Origin of the sequence: Saccharomonospora saliphila YIM 90502, assembly GCF_000383795.1 — a bacterium.
Classification (GTDB): domain Bacteria; phylum Actinomycetota; class Actinomycetes; order Mycobacteriales; family Pseudonocardiaceae; genus Saccharomonospora; species Saccharomonospora saliphila.
In genome coordinates this window covers 83513-89546 of record NZ_KB912600.1, presented here as the reverse complement: position 1 = coordinate 89546, position 6034 = coordinate 83513, and the positions used below count along the sequence as shown (strand labels likewise).

The window sequence follows — 6034 nt, the reverse complement described above, 5'->3', positions numbered from 1 at the left end:
GCCACGGTGCCCGAGCGCCGCGGCGCCCTGGTTCCGGAGCGCCAGCGGCGCCCTGGTGCCCGAGCGCCGCAGTGCCGAGGCCGCGACGTGTCGAACCCCGCCCGGAGGAGCCACACATGACCGTGTCGCCGATGCGCCTGTCCGAGTCCACAGGCCACCCTCCGCCACCGGAGCGCACCTTTCGTCCCGAGTTGCAAGGCCTGCGTGCGCTGGCCGCCGCTCTCGTGGTCGTCTACCACGTATGGCTCGGACGAGTATCGGGCGGCGTCGACGTGTTCTTCGTGGTCTCCGGGTTCCTGATCACCGGGCAGCTGTACCGCGCCCGCACACGCGGACGGATCGAGTTCCGGCCGATGTGGGGCCGCATGATCAAACGCCTGTTCCCGGCGGCCCTGACCGTGCTCATGGTCACGATGGCCGCCGCGGTGCTGGTGCTGCCCGAGCACCGGTGGTTCCAGACGATCCGGGAGATCGTCGCCTCCGCGCTGTATCTGCAGAACTGGCAGCTCGCCGCGGACTCGGTCGACTACTTCGCCCAGCACAGCACGGCCGGCGTCGCGCAGCACTTCTGGTCGTTGTCGATCCAGGGCCAGTTCTACCTCCTCTGGCCGGTGCTGGTGACGGTCGTCGCCCTGGCGGCACGCCGGATGGGGTGGAGTCTGCGCGGCGCGTTGCTCACCGCGCTGTCCGGCGTCTTCGTGATCTCGCTGAGCTACTCGGTGTGGTTGACGGCCGTCAATCAACCGCTGGCGTACTTCACCTCACTCACGCGAGTGTGGGAGTTCGCGTTGGGCGGCCTGCTGGCGTTGGCGATCAACGCGATCGTCCTGCCGAGGACGCTTCGCCTCCTGCTCGGCTGGGTCGGCGTGGTGGCCCTGGTGGCCTGTGGCCTGGTCTTCCAGGTCGGCAGCGTGTTCCCCGGCTACGCGGCGCTGTGGCCGACGCTGGCCGCGGCGCTGGTCCTGCTGGCCGGTGCCACCGGCAGCCGTGCCGGAGCGGACCGGTTCCTCTCGGCGCGTCCGCTGGCCTATCTGGGCGATGTCAGCTATGCGCTGTACCTGTGGCACTGCCCGGTACTGCTCTTCTACCTCGCCGTGCGCGACCAGGAGGACGTGGGACTCCGCGGCGGCGCCGGCGTCATCGGGCTCTCGTTGCTGCTGGCGGTGCTGACCTACCACCTCATCGAGAGCCCGGTGCGGCGATCCCGCATCGGAGTGACAACGCGGTGGGGCGCCTACCGGTTCGGTGTGATGACGTTGATTCCGGTGCTCGTCGCGGCGGGTGCCTGGCAGCTCCTGAGCGTGCAGCGGGCTTCCTTCGCGTCCGACCGCGCGGAGCATCCCGGAGCCCGGGCGCTGGCCGCCGGAGGTCCCATCCTGGACCTCGAGCGGTCGGTGGTGCCCCCCTTCGCCGCGCTCCCCGACGAATTCGCCAACCACTCGTCCGAGAACTGCCACCGCGATCCCGAGTTCGACGAGCTGCAAATGTGCGTGGTCGGTCCGCGCTCCGCGCCCGCGCGAAGGCTGGTCGTGGTCGGCGACTCCCATGCCCAGCAGGTCGTCGCCGGGCTCATCCCGGGCACCCGGTCGCGGGACTGGCAGATCACCACGATGCTCAAGGGCGGCTGCCCGCTGACCGCCACCGCGACCGACACCGGCTGCGCGGAGTGGAACGAGGCCGCGGTCCGCGAGATCATCGAGATGAGGCCGGACGCCGTCGTCACCATCGCGACCCGCGACGTCCGGGTCGGGCTGACGGAACGGACGCCCGAGGGATACGTCCAGCAGTGGCGCCGGATCACGGCAGCCGGAATCCCGGTGGTGGGGGTCCGGGACAACCCCCGGTTCGACTTCAACCCCCCGAGCTGCGCGCAGAAGCACGGCCTCGACGCCTCGCGGTGCGGCAGACCGCGGGCCGAGTTGCTCGCGCCGGAACCGCCCTACGCGCGGGTTCCCGATCTGCCCGGCACCGTGTCCTTCGTCGATCTGAGCGACTTCTACTGCACCGACGACTTCTGCCCCCCGGCCATCGGCAACGTGTTCGTCTATCTGGACGACAACCACGTGACGAAGACCTACATGGAAACGCTGGCCCCGATGTTCGAAAAACGCCTGATCGGCGCGCTCGACTGGGAGGACGACCGTGTCACGACACCCGCTCCACGCTGACAGGCACCGCGCGAGGTCCGGCTCGGAGGTCCTGAGGGGCAGGCGATGACGAACCAACCGATCAGCCCCATCCCGGAGCTGGCTCCGCCCCGCGAGGCCCCGCCCGCCGTCGTGGAGATGGTCGAGCACATCCGGCGCACCTGGCGGCTCGCCCGACGACACGAAGCCGACATCGCCCGCGACTTCTACACACTGCTGTTCACGCTCGCGCCCGAGACCCGCGACTTCTTCCCGGCCAGCATGCAGGCCGAGCAGGGCCGCGTCGTGCGCGAACTCGTGCACATCCTGCACCTGGTGGACCGGCCGGACGACCTGGCGCCCTACCTGCACCAGCGGGGCCGGGACAACCGCCGGTTCGACATGCGCCCCGAGCACTACGAGGCCATCGGCACCGCCCTGCTCGGCGCGCTGCGGCAGGCGCTCGCCGACGACTGGACCCCCGAGGTCGAGCGCGCGTGGGCGGAGGCCTACACCCTCGTGGCGCGCTCGATGCAGGAGGCCGCCGACGAGTACGGCCACCAGCCGCCGTACTGGACGGCCACCGTGGCCGAGCACTTCCGGCTGAGCTGGGACCTCGCGCTGATCCGGGTGGAGCCGCACGAGCAGATCCCGTACGAGGCGGGCCAGTACTTCAGCGTCGAGGTACCGCAACGCCCGCGCCTGTGGCGCCACCTCTCGCCTGCCAACGCCCCACGCCCCGACGGCTCCCTCGAATTCCACGTGCGCGCCGTCGACGGCGGCTGGGTCTCCCGGGCGATCGTCGGGCACACCCAGCCCGGCGACACCTGGCACATCGGCCCGCCGCTCGGACGGCTCTCGGTGGACCGGGAGGGCGGGCGGCCGGTCCTGATGATCGCGGGCGGGACCGGGGTCGCACCATTGCAGGCGTTGGTCGACCAGCTCGGGCAATGGGTGACCAATCCGCCGGTGACGTTCTTCTACGGCGGCCGCACCAGGACCGACCTCTACGCGCTTGACCAGCTACGCGGGCTCGCCACGACCAACCCGTGGCTGACGGTGCGGCCGGTCGTCGAGCAGCCCGACGGCGTCCCCGGGTTCGAACAGGGCACTCTCGCCGACGCCGTGACGCGCCGGGGACCCTGGTCCGACCACGACATCCTGATCTCCGGCTCCCCCGCCATGATCAAGGGCACGGTGTCGCGGATGCTGGTGGCGGGCACCGCTCTCAACCAGATCCGCTACGACCCCTTCGCCCTGGACTGACCCACCAGCCCTGTTGACGAGTCGTCAAGGCCTCCTTGCCTGCGTTGAGTGCAGTCAAGGAGGCCTTGACGACATGCCAACAAGAGGGGGTGTCAGCGGCGGCCGGGTTTCCAGACCACCAGGGCGTTGCGGCGGGCGGGGACGAGGTCCTTGCGGTAGGAGGCATGGACCGCGGCGGCGGCCTGTTCGGCGGCGGCGTAGGCCGTCGCGATCTCCTCGGTCAGCTCCGCGACCCGCTGCTGCAACGCCTCGACCTGGTTCTCCAGCTCGATGATCCGCTTGATCCCGGCGAGGTTGACGCCCTCCTCCTGGGAGAGCCGCTGCACTTCGCGCAACTGCGCGATGTCCCGCAGGGAGTAGCGCCTGCCGCCGCCCGCGCTCCGGCCGGGGCTGACCAGCCCCAGCCGGTCGTAGGAACGCAACGTCTGCGCGTGCAGCCCGGACAGCTCCGCTGCCACCGAGATCACGAACACGGGGGTCTCCTCGTCCGCCCCATGCGGCAGACCTCCCGCCAGACCGGCACCACCGAACATGCACGCCTCACTCCCTGTCGGTCAACAGTGCGGTGATCTCCGGGCGCGGATCGGTGTCCGCGACCGCCTCGGCGTAACTCTCCAGCGCCCTGCGGGCATCGTCGCCGAGTTTAGCGGGGACCACAACCTGAATCGTGACGAGAAGATCACCCTGCGTACCGTCGCGCTTGGCGATGCCCTTTCCCCGGACGCGCAGCACCCGGCCGCTCGCCGTGCCCGCGGGAATCTTGAGCGAGACCTTCGACTCCAACGTCGGCACGGTGATCGTGCCGCCGAGCGCCACCTCGCTGAAGTCGACCGGCACCGTGATGGTGAGGTCGTTGCCCGACCGGCCGAACACACTGTGCGGGTTGACGTGCACCCGGACGTAGAGATCGCCCGCCACGGCGCCGCCGCGCCCGGGCTCGCCCTGGCCTGCCAGCCTGATCCGCTGGTTGTCGTCCACCCCGGCCGGGATGCGCACCGTGAGCGTGCGCGTGCGCGTGCTGACGCCCTCGCCGCCGCACTCGGAGCACGGGGTGTCGATCACCGTGCCCCGGCCGCGGCAGTCGCGGCACGGCTCGGAGAACGCGAACGCGCCCTGACTCCGGTTCACCAGGCCGGCACCCGCGCAGGTGGGACAGGTGCGCGGCGACGTTCCCGGCCGCGCCCCGTTGCCGTGGCAGGTGCCGCACGTCGCGGGGCTGGACAACCGCAGCGGCAGCGTGGCACCACGCACCGCCTCGGCGAAGTCGATGCGCACGTCGGTTTCCACGTCGGCGCCGCGCTGTCCGCGGGCCGCCGTCGTGGGACCGCCACCCCGGCGGCCGAACAGGTTGCCCAGCATGTCGCCGAGGCCACCGAAGCCGCCACCACCACCGCCGGTCTGGCCGAAGATGTCGCCGAGGTCGAACCCGCCGGCGCCACCCGGGCCACCGGGGCCGCCCGCGCCACCGCCGGGGAAGCCGAACCCGCCCGGTCCGCCGGAGCCGAAGAGGCTGCGCGCCTCGTCGTACTCCTTGCGCTTGTCGGGGTCCGACAGCACCCCGTAGGCCTCCGAGACCGCCTTGAACTTGCGCTCGGCCTCCTCGTTACCCGGGTTGGCGTCCGGGTGGTTCTCCCGGGCCAGTTTCCGGTAGGCCTTCTTGATCTCGTCGGCGGAGGCGTCGGAGGAGACGCCCAACTCACGGTAGAAATCCTTGCCGATCCACTCTCTCGCGCTCATCGGGCGTCCCCTCCCTCCGGCGTGTCGTCAGCGCGCGTTCTCATCGGTGTCGACGGGCAGTTCGCCACCGACCGGAGGGTCGATGGGGCCGTCGGCGGAGCCCGCACCGGCGCCGTCACCGGGCGTGGCCTGCGCGGGCTCGTGGTCGGTCACGGCGACCAGCGCGGCGCGCAGCACACGGTCGCCGAACCGGTATCCCCGGCGCAGCACCGTGCTCACCGTCGGGCCGTCCACCTCCGGCGAGGTGTCGTGCTGCACGGCCTCGTGCACGCTCGGATCGAAGGGTTCACCCTCCTGGCCGAACGATTCGAGGCCGGACTTCTCCAGCACACCGACGAGCTTGTCCGCCACGGCCTTGAACGCGCCCGTGAGGTCGCCGTGCGCCTCGGCCCGCTCGAGATCGTCCAGCAGCGGGAGCAGATCGCCCACCACGGACGCCTTGCCCGTGTCGGCCATGGACTCCCGCTCACGGTCCACCCGCCTGCGGTAGTTCGCGTACTCGGCCTGCACCCGCTGGAGGTCGGCCGTGCGCTCCTCGAGCTGCCGCTCCACCTCCGACGCGGGTGCGACGGCCTCGTCCACCGTGCCCTCACCCGCCGACGGGCCCGGGGTGCCCGCCTCGGCGAGCACCTCCCCGGCCTCGTCGACGATCGTGCCGGCTCCGGCGTCCGGGGCCTCGCTGCCGTCCTCCCGGCGGAGCTCCCCGGTCTCGGGGTCGATCTTCCGGCGGTCCCGCACGACCACTGGCTCCTGTTCCGCCTGCTCGATGTCGTCGCGTTCGGTCACTTCTTGTCGTCCTCGTCGACGATCTCGGCGTCCACGACGTCGTCACCGCTCTGGCCCGACGAGGCGCTCCCGGACGTGCCGCCCGCGGCACCGGCCGCGCCCGCGTCCGCGCCCTCGGC

At 71.4% G+C, this 6034-nt stretch carries 5 protein-coding genes; 2 read left to right on the top strand and 3 right to left on the bottom strand.

Annotated features, from left to right (window positions below):
• Positions 1 to 116 precede the first annotated feature (116 nt).
• Positions 117 to 2168 carry an acyltransferase family protein gene (locus SACSA_RS0101060; RefSeq protein ID WP_019812799.1) on the top strand — a complete coding sequence of 684 codons (2052 nt, stop codon included), beginning with the start codon at positions 117 to 119 and terminating at the stop codon, positions 2166 to 2168.
• 45 nt (positions 2169 to 2213) lie between these two features.
• Positions 2214 to 3392, top strand: coding sequence for an FAD-binding oxidoreductase (locus SACSA_RS0101055; RefSeq protein WP_019812798.1), 1179 nt, complete (start codon positions 2214 to 2216; stop codon positions 3390 to 3392).
• 92 nt (positions 3393 to 3484) lie between these two features.
• Here SACSA_RS0101055 and SACSA_RS0101050 read toward each other — a convergent pair whose 3' ends face one another.
• From SACSA_RS0101050 to grpE, 3 genes are read right to left on the bottom strand one after another with little or no spacing between them, the layout of a single operon-like run.
• Positions 3485 to 3925: a heat shock protein transcriptional repressor HspR gene (locus SACSA_RS0101050; RefSeq protein ID WP_019812797.1), complete on the bottom strand. Its 441-nt coding sequence runs from the start codon at positions 3923 to 3925 to the stop codon at positions 3485 to 3487.
• Between the two features lie 7 nt (positions 3926 to 3932).
• The gene (dnaJ, locus tag SACSA_RS0101045) at positions 3933 to 5129 is read right to left on the bottom strand and encodes a molecular chaperone DnaJ (protein ID WP_019812796.1); all 1197 of its coding nucleotides are present in this window, start codon (positions 5127 to 5129) and stop codon (positions 3933 to 3935) included.
• Between the two features lie 27 nt (positions 5130 to 5156).
• Positions 5157 to 5915, bottom strand: coding sequence for a nucleotide exchange factor GrpE (gene grpE / locus SACSA_RS0101040; RefSeq protein WP_019812795.1), 759 nt, complete (start codon positions 5913 to 5915; stop codon positions 5157 to 5159).
• Between the last annotated feature and the right edge of the window lie 119 nt (positions 5916 to 6034).